At 73.8% G+C, this 13932-nt stretch carries 12 protein-coding genes, 1 tRNA gene and 1 pseudogene; 9 read left to right on the plus strand and 5 right to left on the minus strand.

The features are described from left to right. Positions 1-129: 129 nt before the first annotated feature. Positions 130-1389, minus strand: a complete 1260-nt coding sequence (locus ABZ693_RS35300) for a helix-turn-helix domain-containing protein (RefSeq protein WP_359885587.1) — start codon at positions 1387-1389, stop codon at positions 130-132. Between the two features lie 364 nt (positions 1390-1753). Between ABZ693_RS35300 and ABZ693_RS35305 the strand changes: the two genes are divergently transcribed. From ABZ693_RS35305 to ABZ693_RS35320, 4 genes are read left to right on the plus strand one after another with little or no spacing between them, the layout of a single operon-like run. Beyond that, positions 1754-3121 (plus strand): flavin-containing monooxygenase, encoded by a 1368-nt coding sequence (locus ABZ693_RS35305; protein WP_359885588.1) that lies wholly within the window; start codon positions 1754-1756, stop codon positions 3119-3121. Next, on the plus strand, positions 3118-4029 hold the full coding sequence (locus tag ABZ693_RS35310) for an SDR family NAD(P)-dependent oxidoreductase (RefSeq protein WP_359885589.1): 912 nt from the start codon (positions 3118-3120) through the stop codon (positions 4027-4029). Before ABZ693_RS35305 ends, ABZ693_RS35310 begins: the two co-directional genes overlap by 4 nt. After that, entirely contained in the window at positions 4026-5447 is a 1422-nt protein-coding gene (locus ABZ693_RS35315) for an MFS transporter (protein ID WP_359885590.1), read from the plus strand. The genes ABZ693_RS35310 and ABZ693_RS35315 overlap by 4 nt, the downstream gene beginning before the upstream one ends. Then, positions 5444-6148 carry a TSUP family transporter gene (locus ABZ693_RS35320; protein WP_359885591.1) on the plus strand — a complete coding sequence of 235 codons (705 nt, stop codon included), beginning with the start codon at positions 5444-5446 and terminating at the stop codon, positions 6146-6148. The genes ABZ693_RS35315 and ABZ693_RS35320 overlap by 4 nt, the downstream gene beginning before the upstream one ends. 26 nt (positions 6149-6174) lie before the next feature. Here the strand turns inward: ABZ693_RS35320 and ABZ693_RS35325 are convergent, their stop codons facing one another. From ABZ693_RS35325 to ABZ693_RS35340, 4 genes and pseudogenes are all read right to left on the minus strand, one after another. After that, positions 6175-6732 (minus strand): hypothetical protein, encoded by a 558-nt coding sequence (locus tag ABZ693_RS35325; protein ID WP_359885592.1) that lies wholly within the window; start codon positions 6730-6732, stop codon positions 6175-6177. A gap of 87 nt (positions 6733-6819) precedes the next feature. Continuing rightward, positions 6820-7224 (minus strand): YunG family protein, encoded by a 405-nt coding sequence (locus ABZ693_RS35330; protein WP_359885593.1) that lies wholly within the window; start codon positions 7222-7224, stop codon positions 6820-6822. A 45-nt stretch (positions 7225-7269) separates the two neighbouring features. Further along, complete coding sequence (locus ABZ693_RS35335; protein WP_359885594.1) at positions 7270-7806, minus strand: GNAT family N-acetyltransferase; 537 nt, start codon at positions 7804-7806, stop codon at positions 7270-7272. 7 nt (positions 7807-7813) lie between these two features. Beyond that, a pseudogene (locus ABZ693_RS35340) lies at positions 7814-8207 on the minus strand (GlcG/HbpS family heme-binding protein). Between the two features lie 239 nt (positions 8208-8446). Here ABZ693_RS35340 and ABZ693_RS35345 point away from each other — a divergent pair. The 5 genes from ABZ693_RS35345 to ABZ693_RS35365 all read left to right on the plus strand — a co-directional run bounded on the left by ABZ693_RS35345 (position 8447) and on the right by ABZ693_RS35365 (position 13906). Then, positions 8447-10261, plus strand: coding sequence for a hypothetical protein (locus ABZ693_RS35345; protein ID WP_359885595.1), 1815 nt, complete (start codon positions 8447-8449; stop codon positions 10259-10261). 263 nt (positions 10262-10524) lie between these two features. Next, positions 10525-11424, plus strand: a complete 900-nt coding sequence (locus ABZ693_RS35350) for a bifunctional helix-turn-helix transcriptional regulator/GNAT family N-acetyltransferase (RefSeq protein ID WP_359885596.1) — start codon at positions 10525-10527, stop codon at positions 11422-11424. A 1301-nt stretch (positions 11425-12725) separates the two neighbouring features. Further along, positions 12726-13094, plus strand: coding sequence for a peptidase inhibitor family I36 protein (locus ABZ693_RS35355; RefSeq protein WP_359885597.1), 369 nt, complete (start codon positions 12726-12728; stop codon positions 13092-13094). A gap of 195 nt (positions 13095-13289) precedes the next feature. After that, complete coding sequence (locus ABZ693_RS35360; protein ID WP_359885598.1) at positions 13290-13640, plus strand: hypothetical protein; 351 nt, start codon at positions 13290-13292, stop codon at positions 13638-13640. Positions 13641-13832: 192 nt separating this feature from the next. Further along, positions 13833-13906, plus strand: a tRNA-Met gene (locus tag ABZ693_RS35365). The last annotated feature ends 26 nt before the right edge of the window (positions 13907-13932 follow it).

A 13932-nucleotide genomic window follows, 5' to 3' on the forward strand; every position in this document is an offset into this window, starting at 1 on the left:
TCCGGGCTCCCCCCGGGCGGGGGGCTGACCGGCCGCGCCCGGTGTCCGGCCCTCCCCTCCGCGGGGAGGGCCGGACACCGGTGGCCGTCTGTACGCCGTCCCCGAGGGAGCCGTCGTCCGTGCGCCCGCTCACCCTCGCGGAAACGACCCGGCTCCGGACGGGCCGGTCCCCGCCGGGCTTCCGCTCGCCGGCCCCGCCGGGGCGCCCTCCACGGCGGCGAGCCACGTACAGCACAGCCACCACGCGTTCATGGCACCGAAGGTGTCGAACGGATCGATGCCGGTGGCTTCGGCGAACCGCTGCACGCGATTGCGCACCGTGTTGGGGTGGACGAACAGCCGCCCGGCCGCCGCGCCCACCTCCCGTCCGGCCTCCAGCCAGGCCCGTACCGCCAGTGCGACGGGCCGGGCCTGCGCGCCGAGCGCGGTCCACGCCGCCCGGTGCCGGTCGGTCAGCATCGCCGCCAGATCGGCCCGGTCGGCCACCGCCGCCAGCACCGCGACATCGGCCACGTGCACCGCGCCGGTCCGGCCCGTCGACTCGGCGGCGGTCAGCGCGGCGAGCGCCAGCCGCCGCGCGCCGCTCAGTTCCTCGGGCTCGGCCGGCCCGGCCACCCCGGCCGTGCCCCCGGCCACCCCGGCGGTGCCCCCGGCCACCCCGGCGGTGCCCCCGGCCACCCCGGCCGTGCCCCCGGCGGCGCGCACCGCCGGCGCCCGGGTGAGCACCGCGACCAGCAGACCGTCCACATGCGCGACGAGCGCCTGGGCGGCCTGCTCGCGCAGCGACTGCTCCAGGCCGTGCTCGCCGGGCCGGGCGACCAGCACCCACAGCCCGCCGCCGACCGGCAGGCCCGCCTCCGCCGCCGCCAGTCCGGCCGCCGAACCACCGACGAGCAGCCGCCGCAGCACCGTCAGGTCCCGTTCGGCGGCGGGCGCGTGCGACCCGGCGGCGACGGCCTCCCGGTGCGCCCGGATGAGCCGCGCGCGGACCGCCTCCGCCCAGTCGTCGTACAGCTCCCGCGCGTCGAGCAGCAGCCCCGCGTCGATCCCGCTCCCGGCCGCCGTGTCCCGGGCCCGCGACCAGATCGCCCGTTCGGCCACGTGAATGGCCCCCAACACCGCCTCGATCGGCACCCCCTGCCGGGCCCGGGTGTGGGCGAGCTCCTCGACGAACGACAGCTCCGCCTCCGTCGGACCCCGCCCGGCCGCCAGCGCCCGCGTCGCGGCCGCGAGCAGCGCCCGGGTGTGCCCGGCGATGTCGGCCGCGGGCAGGACCGCGACCTCCCGCACCGTCGCCCGTACCCCGCCGACCACGGACGCCAGCAGATCCTCCTCGCCGACGACCCGCTCGATCAGGTCGACCACACCGCCCCAGTCCTCACGCCGCACCCCCGCATCCTCACCCGTACTTGTGGCCAGGCACAAGCAAGGCGCCCAAACCGGTGGTGCGCCCCATGTCCACCAGCCAAAACAGGACCTACGGTTGGCCGCAGCCACACCGACCGGCCTGCGGCGGCGCCGGCCCGCACCGCCACCACCGCGTCCGGAGCCACCGCCGCCACACCATCGACGTACACCTCGTACACCTCGTACACCTCGTACACCTCGTACACCCCGTACACCCCGTACACCCCCGCACATCGCCGTTTCGCCGTACCGCCGTCGTCCGCGCATCCGACCCAGGCCCCCCGTCAGGCGGGCAGCGCCGGGACGGGGGATCCGGCGGATGCGGCACCGCCCGAGGAGAAGCACCATGCCCCCACCGTGCCGTGTCGCCGTCATCGGCGCGGGAGCCGCCGGTCTCGCCACCACCAAGGCCCTGCTGGACGCCGGGATCGAGCCCGTCACGTACGAGAAGGGCGACCGGCCCGGCGGACTGTGGGCCCGCGACAACGCCAGCGGTCTGTCGCCCGCGTACGCCTCGCTGCACCTGAACACCAGCAAGGGCCGGACCGAGTTCGCGGACCACCCCATGCCCGCCCACTGGCCCGACTACCCCTCCGCCGACCTGATCGCCAGCTATCTCGCCGACTACAGCGACACGTACGGCGTCACCGAGCACCTGCGCTTCGGCACCACCGTGACCCGGGTCGAGCGCGACGAGGACGGCCACGGCTGGACCGTGACCACCGAGACCGGCGGTGGTACGGAGAGCGGTGAGCACGTCGACGCCGTCGTCGTCGCCAACGGCCACAACTGGGACCCCCGCCTGCCGGAGCCCGCCTACCCCGGCACCTTCGACGGCACTCAGACGCACGCCCACGACTACCGCACCGCCGAGGCCTTCCGCGACCGGCGCGTCCTCGTCGTCGGCATGGGCAACTCCGCCATGGACATCGCCGTCGACGCCTCCTATGTCGCCCGCGGCCCCGTCCTGCTCTCCGCCCGGCACGGCGTCCACATCATCCCGAAGTACCTCTTCGGACGGCCCTCCGACGCGACCGGCGCCGCCCTCGCCGCCCTGCCGTGGCGGGTCCGCCAGCGGCTGGCCGAGACGATCCTCCGGCTCGCCGTCGGCACCCCGCAGAGCTACGGACTGCCCGCCCCCGCCGGCGGCCTGTTCCAGAACCACCCCACCATCAGCGACACCATCCTGCACCGCCTCACCCACGGCGAGGTGGCCGCCCGCCCCGGCATCGCCCGGCTCGACGGCGACCAGGTGACCTTCACCGACGGCACCACCGCCGGCGTCGACGTGATCGTCTGGGCCACCGGATACCGGGTGACCATCCCGTTCCTGTCCGCCCGCTGGCTGGGCGACGACGCCGAACGACTGCCCCTGTACCAGCGGGTCTTCCACCTCCAGGACCCCAGCCTCGCCTTCGTCGGGCTCATGCAGTCCACCGGCGCGGCCCTGCCCGTCGTCGAGGCCCAGGCGAAGCTCGTCGCCGCCCACCTCTCCGGCGGCTACGCCCTGCCCACCGCGCGGGAACAGCGCCTCGCCGTCGACCGCGCCCTGCGCGCCGCCGTCGACCGCTGGGGCGACCGGCGCCCCGCCATGCGCATCGACTTCGACAGCTACGTCGCCGGCATCCCGCGCGAGATCGCCGCCGGCCGCGCCCGACTGCGCCGCGGCGCCCGCCCGTTCACCCCCGCCGGCACGCACAGGAGCACCGTATGAGCACGACACCGACCCCCCTCGCCGCCGGTCGCACCGCCCGCCCCGGCGCCCCGGTCACCGCCCTGCGGAACCTCACCGGCGGCGCCCTGCGCGACCCGCGCGGCCTGCGCGTCCTCGTCACCGGGGCGTCCGGCACCTTCGGCCGCGCCCTGTGCGCCCGGCTGTCCGCCCAGGGCGCCCACGTCATCGGCCTGGACCTGGCGCCGCGCGACGACGACCCGGTCGAGGTACTCGCCTGCGACATCACCGACGACGACGGCGTCCCGGCCGCCGTGGCCACGGCCCTGGAGAAACTCGGCGGACTCGACCTGCTCGTCAACAACGCCGGCATCGGCGGCCCCGCCCCGGCCGAACGCGCCCCCGGAGCCGAGGTCCGCCGCCAGCTCGACATCAACCTCCTCGGCACCTGGCGCGTCACCGCCGCCTGCGTCGACGCCCTGGTGGCCTCCCGCGGCCGCGTCGTCATGCTCTCCTCCCGCATGGCCGTCATGCAGCTTCCCCTGGCCGCCGCCTACGGAGCGTCCAAGCGCGCCCTCGTCGCCTACGCCGACGCGCTGCGCCTGGAGCTCGGCACCCACGTCGGCGTCACCTGCGTCTACCCCTCGGCCGTCCGCAGCCCCATCCACGACTCCACCGCCGCCGCCGGACTCTCCCTGGAGGGCATGAGCAGCTACGAGACCCTCGACGGCGTCGTCGACACCGTGCTGCGCGCCGCCCTCAGTCCCCGCGCCCGCCGGGACATGCCCACGACCCGCCGCGGCGCCGTGGAGTTCTTCCTCGCCCGCCATCTGCCCCGCCTCACCGACCGGGTCATCGCCCGGACCCTCGCCACCCGCGCCCGCGGCGGCGCGTTCCAGGGAGCGGAACTCGCCGCCGGTGTCGTCGCCCGCCACAAGGCGGCGCCATGAGCACCCCACCCCGTACCACCCGCGCGGAAGACGGCGCACCGGCCGTCGCGCGGATGACCGGCGACGCCTCCGCCCGGGCCACCGGCCCCCGGCCACGGGCCGGAGACCTCAGCCTGTACGCCGCCGGCTCCGTCGGCATGGGCCTGTGGGTGACCGTCCCCGGACTCCTGCTGCTCTACTTCCTCACCCAGACCCTCGGCGTCCCGCCCTTCCTCGCCGGCACCACCCTGCTCCTGCCCAAAATCATCGACATCGTCGTCCATCCGCTGCTCGGCTCGCTCTCCGACCGCCAGGCGCGCCGCGCCTCCCACCGGCGCACCCTGCTTACCTGGGGTCTGCTGCTGCCGGCCGCCTGGATCGCGCTGTTCAGCGTGCCCGCGGGCCTCACCGGCACCACGGCCGCCTGGTGGGTCGGCGGCTGCTACGTGGCCGGCAACCTGCTGTTCGCCTGCTTCCAGGTGCCCTACCTGACCACCCCCTCCGACCTGCGCATCGGCTACCACGAACGCACCCGTGTCTTCGTGTTCCGGATGGCCTTCCTCACGCTCGGCCTGCTCGCCGCCGGCGTCAGCGCCCCGGTCCTCGTCGCCTCCGGCGACCGCTCCGCGTACACCCGCATGGCCCTGCTGCTGGCCGGCCCGCTGCTGTTGTCCGGACTCCTCGCCCTGACCGGAGTACGCCGGCTCACCGGCCACTGCGGCTTCCGCGTCCCCGGCCGGCGCGCCCACTCCGTACGCCACGACCTCAAGGCGGCCTGGCGCGACCGCGACTACCGGGCGCTGCTGCTGTCCTACCTGTTCACCGGCACCACCACCCACCTGTTCCTGGCGGCGCTGCCCTTCTACACCGAGTACGAACTCGGCGACCGCAAGCTGACCGCCGTCCTCATGGGCGCCTTCCTCGTCCCGGCGACGCTGGTCGGACCGGTCTGGATGCGGCTGTCCCGCCGGATCGGCAAACAGCGCGGACTGCTCCTCGCCCAGGGCGTGTTCCTCGCCGGCTCGCTCGCCCTGCTGCCCGGCCGCGTTCTGGGCACCGCCGTCATCACGGTCGTCGTGGTCCTCATGGGCGCGGCCTTCGCCGGACTCCAGCTGTTCGCCTTCTCGATGCTGCCCGACGTGGTGGCCGCCGCCGAGGAACGCGGAGTCGCCCACGCCGGCGCCTACACCGGGGTGTGGACCGCGACCGAGGCCACCGGAACCGCCACCGGCCCGTACGTGTACGCGGCCCTGCTGGCCGTCGCCGGTTTCGTCTCCACCGCCGACGGCCACACCACGTCCCAGCCGTCCGCCGCCCTGTCGGCGCTGCTCTGGGGATTCACCGCCCTGCCCGCCGTCCTGATGGCGCTCGCCGTGTTCTTCCAGCGCCGCTACACCCTCGACGAAGTGGCGGGCGTCGACCGCGAGGCGGGCGCGTGACCGCGTACGCCCACGACCTGGCCCTGGCCGGCATCCTGCTGGGCGCCTTCGCCCAGTCGGCCACCGGCATGGGCTTCGCCCTGGTCGCCGCCCCCGTCCTGATGCTCCATCTCGGGCCGCACCAGGGAGTCGCCCTCGTCGTGACCCTCTCGATGCTGTCCTCCGCCATCCCTCTCGTACGGGACGCCCGGCACGCCAAGCCGCGGGCGATCCTCCAGCTGCTCGTGCCCACCGTCGTGTGCACCCCGCTGATCGCCTATCTGCTGCGCGACGCCGATCCGACGTGGCTCGCCGTGGCCGCCGGCACCGGCGTCATCGCCGCCGTCGCCGCCCTGGCCCGCGGCGCCCGCTGGGCCTGGCTGGCCCGCCCCCAAGGGGCGGCCGTGGCCGGCACCACCAGCGCGCTGCTCAACGTGGTCGGCGGCGTCGGGGGACCGCCCATCGGTCTCTACGCGGCCAACACCGACTGGAGCCCGGCCACCACCCGCGGCACCCTGTACGGCTTCTTCATCGCCCAGAACATCGTCACCGCGCTGTCCGTGGGCGTCCTCATGCCAGGGCTGCCCGAACTGGCCGCCCTCGTGCTGGGCACCGCGGCCGGCATGCTCCTGGCTCCCAAACTCCCGGCGACGTCCGTGCGCACCGCCGTCCTGGGCCTGTCCCTGCTGGGCGGTGTCGGGCTGATCGTGGGCGCCGTTTGACGGCCCGGGCGTGCGGTGAGGTGCTGTCACCCGAGGTCGTCGTCGGCATCGGACCAGTCGTCGCACAGGCCGGTCCGGCAGCACACGGGCAGCCAGCCGGCCGCGGCCTCCCGAAGCCGTTCGAGCCGGTCCCGGTCGGTCCCGATCGCCGTAAGGATCTCGAACGCGGAACCGGCCTGGCCGGGATTCCGGTATGTCATCACCTCGCGGTACAGCAGCCAGGTGCCCTCGGCGGCGAGATCCCCGCACAGCGCGGGGAGATCGAGGTCCGGGCGGGCCGCCTCGGGGTGTGTCCCGTCTCCGGCGACCATGCAGTGCAGGACATCGAGGTACAGGAGGCGCGCGTGCGGCGGCGTCTCGTCCGCGAGCGCGGCCAGCGCGACGGCCGTGACAGCCGGGGCCGGGTCCCACAACCCCCTGACGGACCAGACGTGTTCCTCGAGGCCGGTCTCGACCGGCCCCTGCGCAGGGCCGCGTTCCGCGAGCCGGAGAAGGTCCCCGGGAAGGTGCTCGGCCGAATCACCGCACCCGCACGGCATGTTCCGCCAGTCGTGCCGGGCGATCTCCAGGTCGATGAGGTTCATGAGCGGAGAGCGTAAGTGCCCCCGGACGGCCGGCGGCACGCGGGGCGCCGCCGGACGCGGGTCGGCCCGCTGCCGCCCCCCGCCGTCTCAGGCGGGCTCCGGGAGCGGGCCGAGACGCTCCGTCACGCGTGCGCGCAGCAGGAGGTACTCCTCCCAGCGGCGGGGCAGCGGGCCGGGCGGGCGGGTGACGACCCGGGCCCCGCTGACGACCTCACCTCGGACGAACTGCTCCCGCGTCAGGTCGAGTTCGACACCGCTGGGCAGTCGGTTCCACCAGTGATAGCCCTGCGGGTCGCCGTCCTGGTGCACGTCCCCGACGACGAGATCGCCGCCGAAGAGGTCGTGGACGATCAGCGCGGTGATGTCGCAGTGGCCCCAGGCCGGATTGTCCGGGGTCCACGCGATGTGGGTGATGTCGTCGGGAGAACAGGTGTCGGCCGCCCAGCAGGCGCGCAGGGCGGTGTCGAGATCGAGCAGATTCCACGGAGGCATGCCGCCACCCTCGCAGCGATCACGTGCCCCGCGCGACCGACTTGATCAGACCGACGCCGCGTAGCACCGGACGGGCACCGTCTGTTCCGGGCTCCAGCTCTGTTCGACCGTGGCCAGCAACTTCCAGCCCAGCCGCTCGTACAGGGCCGCCGCCGCGGTGTCGGAGGAGACCACGTCGAGCACCGGGTGCAGGTCGTGCTCCCGAGCCGCCGCGACGGCCTGCTCCATCAGCAGCGCGCCGATGCCGAGCCCGCGCGCGGACGGGGCGACGAACAGCCGGCTGACCACGGCGGTCGCCTCCGGCCCCGTCCCCGTACGGGCGCTCCACAGCCCGGGCGCCGCGTCCCCCTCGCCGCTGCGGGACAGACCGATGTGGCCGACGATCCGGCCGTCGTGCTCGGCGACCCAGGCGGCCAGGAGCGAGGGTGGCGTGAGCCATGTGCCGGGGGAGTCCGGCCAGTTCACCGGGTAGCCGTCGCGCTCGTGGACCTCCGCGAGGACACGTACGCAGTCCCCGAGATCGTGCCCGGTGCGTTGGCGGATGAGGGGGGACGCGCCCGCGTCCGACGTGTGTGCGCTCATGGCGCCATCAGAACACAACGCCGCCGGGGCCGGGTTGGTGATTTTCCGGCACGCGAACGGGGCCGCCGTCGGCGATGAACAGCAGGGGCTGGTCGAGGGCGGTGGGCAGGCTGTGGAACGGGACCCTCGGGCTTGACCCGCTCCGTCAGCTCGGAGGTCGGGGCGTCGAGCTGCAGCGCCGTGTACGCCTTGCGGGTGCTGGTCTCGCCGGAGATGAGGACGGCCCGGTCGTCGTTGCGGAAGGCCGGCAGGTGACCGTCGGCGTCCAGCACGGTGACGCTCACGGGGACCCCGGCGGCCTGGGCGGCACGGCGGGCGGCCGCGCTCAGAAGGTCGGCCTTTGGGCCGGTGAGCGCTGCTTGCTTGAGCGGGCGCCTTGCGTACTCACGCAATAATTGCATACACGCTATAAAGGTAAGTACGGGCAGACGGCTTCCGTCGGAGGGGTGGGGCGTCGCCATGGCGGACCGGGGACGGCTCGCCTCGCGTCGGCCCCACGCGGGCGGTCCTCGGCGGGTGAAAACCGGCCACGGTATATCCAGCGCAGATCGTTTACATATCTCCGTCCTCTTTCATTGGGGCCGGGGGGCGCGGAGCCCCTCGACACGACCGCCAGTGATCCAGGGACAGGAGCCGACGCATGTGTCCGCGATGGAGTGACGACGACCGGCCTCGTGACGAGGTCGCGCCGCAGGGGAGCGCGGACGGCGACGCCTATGTCCACCCGCCGACTCGGGGGGCTGGGCCCGGACGGGCGCCGGACGGGCGGCTGCTGCTGGCCGGTGAGGACCACGAGCTCCGGGCGCTCACGGCGGCGGCGGAGCGGGCCGGGTGCCGTGACGTCCGGGTCCGCCGGACGGGTGAGGGTGATACCGAGGCGTTCGGCGGCCTCACGGCGTGGGCGGAGAGGGAGACCCTCACGGCAGACGACACCGTGCTGCACGTCGCGCGGTCGACGGCCGAGCTGGCGGCCACGGCCGACCGGTGCGCCGGCGCCGGGGCCTGGCTGGGGCAGATGCTGGTCCACCCGGACGAAATGTGGACCGGCCCGCTCGGTCCCGCGGACCGCACCGCCGCGGCCTCCGCCTGGCGGCGACTGCGCGGATTCCCGCCGCAGGTTCCGCCGGCCGGGCCGGTGGGTGGTGGGGCGGACGGCCCCGCCGGCACCGTGTTCGCCGCCGGGCGGGCGGAATGGATCACCAACCGGCTCCTCGGCGCCTGGCTGAGCCAGGGCCAGGAGGGCACGGCGGGCACCGTGGAGGGGACCGGAGGCACCGGAAACGTCGGAGCCGCGGGAGCGGCGGAAGCCGGGGCCGCGGGTGCGGCACGGGCCGGCGACGCCGAGGGCGGCCCCGGGCCCGCCGAAGAGCCGTACCTCGTGTGTACCGACGTGCGGACGTCGTCCAGCAGCCGGCACCCCGTCGTGCCCCTGCCCCGGCCCGGTCGCTCGGCCACCCGGGCGGGTACGGAGACGGGGGCGCGGGTCGCGTTCCTCGGGCGGATCGGGGGTGCGGCCGTCGAGGCCGCACGGCTGCTGGAGCGGATCGACGCCGTGGCGGACGCCCGGACCGGGCTCATCGGGCCGGTTCCGGAGGCCAGGCCCGGGCCGGCCGGTCTGTGGGAGTGCGCGGTCGCGGTGCCCGACCCGTTCGGGCCGCGCCCCGCGGAGGCGCCCGGTGTCACCGTGTGGGGTCACGGCCCGGACGCCCCGAGCGCCCGCCTCGCGGCCCTGCTCGACGCGCTCGCCGCGTACGGGACCCTCGCCGCCGCCCCGGACGCCCGGAGCGGTCGCGAGGTCTGGGGCCTGGACCTCGTCACCGACCGGCTGCGCCGGATCCCCGCGGCCGAGGCCTACCCGGCCCCGACCCCGCCTCCGGCGCCGGGCACGCCGTACCGGCTGCCGACGGGCGTGGAAGCCGGGCTCACCTGGGCGGACGCGGTGGAGGCCGCGCTGACCGGGCACTGCGAGGCGCTGGTGACCCACCGGCTCGCCGGGCCCGGCGTCCGCGTCCCCCGGCTCGCGCTCCCGGACCACGGAGGCTCCGCCGCCCTGCGCGCGCTGCGTGCGGCGGGTGAACCCGTCGCCCACGACCTGTCCGCGCTGATCTCCGTACCGGCCTGCGCGATCCGGCTCGGGGACGCCACCGTCGTCGCCGTCGCCGCCACGCGGAGCGAGGCCCTTGAGGCCGCCGCGGTACGCGCCCTGCTCGCCCGGGAAAAGGGGGTACGGCTCACCGGCGCCGGCCCCGTCGTGCCGACCGTTCCCTCCGTCACGCCGGACCGGGAGGCGGCCGGCCCGCCGCTTTCGGTGGAGGGCGGGACGTCCGGGCGGACGGGGCTCGTCGAGGCCCTCCGGGCCCGGGGGCGCACCCCCGTCGCGGTGCTGCTCGACCACGATCCGCAGGCCGTGAGCCTCCTGCCGTACCTCGTCCATGTGGCACTGCTGGACGGCTGACGCCTCGCCCTCGTGCCCGGGCGCGCCCGACCGCGCCGAGGTGGGGCGTTGTCGGGTGTGAGGAGGTGGCGTACAGGAATTCTTGCCGGGCTTCGCCTCCGTTGCACGAGCTTCGAGCCGGCGGGGGACGGCGCCGTCGGCTCACATCCGCGACTGGGTAATCGGCACGCAGTCCGGCATCCGTCTTCTCGAACGCCGATCAACGCCTCGGCGAAGGCTCAAGCCTCTGGCCCCGCACACAGTTCTCTGACTAAAGTCAGAGAATGGACACGGTGCAGATCGACCAGGTGCGGCAGTTCAACCGGACCGTCACCGAACGTGTGGGCGTGCTCCACGACCACTACCTGGGCCGCGACCGGCCCCTCGGCGAAGCCCGGCTGCTCTGGGAGATCGGTGAGGAGGGCCAGGACGTGCGGCAACTGCGCGAGCGCCTCGCGCTCGACTCCGGGTACGTCAGCCGGCTGCTGCGCTCCCTGGAAGCCGACGGCCTGGTGACGGTGGAGCCGCAGCCCCGGGACAAGCGGGTGCGCACCATCCGGCTCACCGATGCGGGCCGCGCTGAGCGCGCGGTGCTCGATGGCCGCAGCGACGAGCTGGCCGGCTCTCTCCTGGAGCCGCTCAACAGGGCCCAGCGCGCCCGGCTGGCCGCCGCCATGGCCGAGGTCGAACGGCTGCTGACCGCTGCGACGGTCACGCTGGACACGGTTGACCCAGACCATCCCGACGCCCAGCACTGCCTGCGGTCCTACTTCGCCGAGATTCAGGAACGCTTTGAGACAGGCTTCGACCCCGCGCGGAGCCTGCTGCCCGACGCGGGCGAACTCCGGCCCCCGCGCGGCCTGTTCCTGGTTGCCCGACTGCACGGAGAGCCCGTCGGCTGCGCCGGCCTGAAGCTGCCCCCCGGCGCCCCGGCCGAGATCAAACGCATGTGGGTCGCGCCCCGCGCCCGGGGCCTCGGTCTCGGCCGCCGGTTCCTGGCCGAGCTGGAGACTCAAGCCGCCCAGCAAGGCCGCGACGTACTCCGTCTGGACACCAACAAGACGCTCACCGCGGCGATTGGTCTCTATCACTCCAGCGGCTTCCAGGAGGTCGCCGCCTTCAACGACGAGCCGTATGCGCACCACTGGTTCGAAAAGCGGATCAGCACGCCACCGTTCGGATGAGTGCCCAGGTGGACTGGCGGCTTGTCGGGCGGCTCTGGCCGGGTATTCCGTCCGTGAACGGATCGGTGAGTCGGGCGCGAAGTTCGTTTTTGGTTTCGCGCGGGTGTCGTGCCAACGGGCCAGGACGGCGATGGCGTCGTTCTGCTCATCGCGGATGCGGTGGTCAGCGCCGTTGAGCGTGAAGTAGCGCAGGGCTGTGAAGCCGGCCTCGATCCAGTTCAGTCAGGAGCCGTAGGCCGGCAGGAAGACCGGCTCGACGTTGTTCGGCCGCCCGGGGCAACACCTGCCGCGCGATCGACGAACAACAGGACGGCCGTCGTGGTGCAGCCTTGATCGGTTGGCGACAGGACTGGCTCGTATCCTCATCGCGGTGCACGAACGCGGTGTCGTCATGCGGGATCTCTCCTCCACCAACGTTCTGGTCGGCGACGGCGCCAGCATCATCGATTTCGGTCTTGCCTCCCACGAAGGACTGCACCTGCCCGGATGGACGCCGGGTTACGCGCCCGCGCGGCAGGTGCGTGACGAGCTGCCGCGCGATACCGACGACCTTTTCGCCCTCGGTCTGACCTTGCTGTTCGCGGCGAGCCGTCTGCAGCCGGTCAGCGTGGGCGGTGAAGGTGTAGTGCTTCGACCGTACGGGCCGAGGGCGGCAGCGCCGCGCCCGTGCCGTCCTGACGCTCGGCCCCCGGGGCCAGTGCAGAGCGTGGGGTCCACACGGGCCTGTCGGCCCTCCCCGCAGAGATCCGGGAGCCGGTCAGTCCCGCGCCTCGGGACCTGCGGGACCGGCGGGGTCGGACGGCACCGCCTGACCGGGCGGGGCGATCGGCTCGTCCGGGATACTCACCGCTGGTCCTGGCCTATCTGGTGGTGACCCGGGTGACCCTGGTGCCGGTCGACCGGGCCCCGTACACGCCGGCCGCCCCGTCCGGCTGGCCGGCGGTGGCCGACGCGGTGACGACGATCGTGATCCTCGGTGGACTCCAGGCCCTCTGGGGCGCGGCCTGGTGGCGCCGGCACGCCCACGCGTCCGCGCGATTCCGAGTGCCGCATCGGCTCGCCTGGTCCGTCTGGCCCGTCCGGCAGGTTCGTCGGGGAACAGCGCGCGGTACCCGTGACCCCGGCCACCCCGCATTTATCCGTCATGCCGGATGTGCGGAGCCTCGCCAAGGAGAAGAACCCCCGGGCTCCGCGAACCACCCGCGCGCGCGGACCGTCCTACGACCGGACGCCTTCAAGAAGCGAACGCCGAACTCGGCGACCATGACCGCGCTTCCAGGGGCATAACGGGAAAGGACCCCATGAAACTGACACTCAAGGCCACGGCGGTAGCGGCAACCATTGCCTCCACTGTCGTACTGGCAGCTCCGGGAACCGCGTCGGCCGACCCCAAGGACGGCTATATCGCGGGGAAGATCTACCTCTTCGACGGCCACAACAACACCGGGGACGTGCTGCAGCTCGAACCGGCGGACATCCTCAACATCGGCTGGGCGTGGAACGACCGGGCCAGCTCGGTGTGGAACCTCAGTAACGATCAGGTCTGCATCTGGACCGACATCAACCACCACGGCTATTACTTCAGCATCCCGGCGGGCGCGAAGCAGGAACTGCTGTTCCTCTACGACAACGCGGTGTCCTCCATCTCGGTCAGCGGCTGCGGAGGCTGAGCCGTCCGATCGACCGATCCCGCCGTCCACCCGCGCTTGGAGGGGACGGCGGGATACGGCCGCCGGCGGAGCCGCAGGCGGCGCTCGTCAGTAACCCGAGGCCGTTTCTTGCCTGAGGTATCGGGTGCCCTCGCCCAGCGGGCAGTCACCTGCGATGCCCGGCAGACGAGATCCGTCTCCCCCTCAGAGGGCCGCATGACGTCGAGCGCCACCGGCGAGCCCGTCGTCACGCAGGAGGGCACCGAGGCCCGTATCGGCATCGATCTCCGTCCGGGCAGCCTCATCCTCACCCAGACCGGCGAGGACTTCGCGGCGCACCATGCCTGGGTGTACTTCTCCTCGGTGTCCGCTGGCCCCTGGTTCGCGTCGGAGGTCGGGTTCTCCGCGAAGGGGCCGGACGACGGGGCGGTGGGGCTGACCGTGGATCTCCTCAGCAAGGACTTCGATGGTCCCCGAACGAGGAACACGAGCGGGGCGCCGAACTCACTCGTGCCGCTCTGCTCCACTCCGCTCCACGCCCGGATGGCCCCGCCGCGCACGCGCTGAGACAGACGCTTCTGACCGGATACGGCCAGGCACCGTCCCAGCGGCGTTCCGGTCGGCCCCAGGGCTATGCGGAGGTCGGCGCCATACGGCGCCCACGAGCGTTTCCCCGGGCATAGGGCGGGGGTCGGGGGCGGAACCGGTCGCTGACGTGCGGATCATCGACCGGCATGCCGTAGACTGGGGGAACACCGACGCGGGGTGGAGCAGCTCGGTAGCTCGCTGGGCTCATAACCCAGAGGTCGCAGGTTCAAATCCTGTCCCCGCTACTTTTCCAGTGGCTCCAGACGTTTAC

The sequence above is a fragment of the Streptomyces laurentii genome, assembly GCF_040635425.1.
Classification (GTDB): domain Bacteria; phylum Actinomycetota; class Actinomycetes; order Streptomycetales; family Streptomycetaceae; genus Streptomyces; species Streptomyces laurentii.

Coding starts and splice junctions, on each gene's coding strand:
- ABZ693_RS35330 (WP_359885593.1), bottom strand. CDS start 7,224: ATGCCTCCGTGGAATCTGCTCGATCTCGACACCGCCCTGCGCGCCTGC.
- ABZ693_RS35335 (WP_359885594.1), bottom strand. CDS start 7,806: ATGAGCGCACACACGTCGGACGCGGGCGCGTCCCCCCTCATCCGCCAA.
- ABZ693_RS35355 (WP_359885597.1), top strand. CDS start 12,726: ATGAAACTGACACTCAAGGCCACGGCGGTAGCGGCAACCATTGCCTCC.
- ABZ693_RS35350 (WP_359885596.1), top strand. CDS start 10,525: ATGGACACGGTGCAGATCGACCAGGTGCGGCAGTTCAACCGGACCGTC.
- ABZ693_RS35315 (WP_359885590.1), top strand. CDS start 4,026: ATGAGCACCCCACCCCGTACCACCCGCGCGGAAGACGGCGCACCGGCC.
- ABZ693_RS35325 (WP_359885592.1), bottom strand. CDS start 6,732: ATGAACCTCATCGACCTGGAGATCGCCCGGCACGACTGGCGGAACATG.
- ABZ693_RS35305 (WP_359885588.1), top strand. CDS start 1,754: ATGCCCCCACCGTGCCGTGTCGCCGTCATCGGCGCGGGAGCCGCCGGT.
- ABZ693_RS35310 (WP_359885589.1), top strand. CDS start 3,118: ATGAGCACGACACCGACCCCCCTCGCCGCCGGTCGCACCGCCCGCCCC.
- ABZ693_RS35360 (WP_359885598.1), top strand. CDS start 13,290: ATGACGTCGAGCGCCACCGGCGAGCCCGTCGTCACGCAGGAGGGCACC.
- ABZ693_RS35345 (WP_359885595.1), top strand. CDS start 8,447: ATGTGTCCGCGATGGAGTGACGACGACCGGCCTCGTGACGAGGTCGCG.